Origin of the sequence: Tepidiphilus baoligensis, assembly GCF_012911495.1 — a bacterium.
GTDB classification, from domain to species: domain Bacteria; phylum Pseudomonadota; class Gammaproteobacteria; order Burkholderiales; family Rhodocyclaceae; genus Tepidiphilus; species Tepidiphilus olei.
The window spans coordinates 1-458 of record NZ_JAAAUB010000045.1 but is presented as its reverse complement, the minus strand read 5'-3'; the positions used below and the strand labels follow the sequence as shown (position 1 = coordinate 458).

The following is a 458-nucleotide window of genomic DNA, read 5'->3' as shown; positions in this document are numbered from 1 at the left end:
TAGCCGTAGTAGCTCTTGCCGTGTTTCTTGGTCCAGGTGGCATCCAGGTCTTTTTGACGGCGTTTGGCCGGACTCCAGCCGCGGGGCATGGCACGTTGTTCCACGATCTCCCGTTCCTCGCGGCTCAAGTGCTGACGGGGCGCACGCACCAGCGTCGCATCCACGATCTGCCCGCCCCGGGCGATATAGCCCTTGCGTTCGATTTGGCGCTTTACCGCTTCGAACAGGGCTTGCGCCCCTGCAGCGCCGATGCGGTTCTCGAAGAGCCAGATCGTGGTGCGGTCCGGAACCGTGCGCGAGTGCTCCAGGCCGCAAAAGCGCTTGAAACTCATCCGATCGAGGAGCTGGAACTCCATCTGTTCGTCCGAGAGCCCATAGAGACGCTTCAACACCACGATGCGCACCATCGTCTCGATCGGATAGGGCGGCCGCCCGCCTTTGGGTTGATCCTTGAGCGG

At 62.4% G+C, this 458-nt stretch carries 1 protein-coding gene; it reads right to left on the bottom strand.

The window, feature by feature from the left end; translation table 11 throughout:
* On the bottom strand, positions 1-458 hold a 458-nt coding region (locus tag GV368_RS10940), incomplete at both ends, for a transposase (protein WP_169116542.1).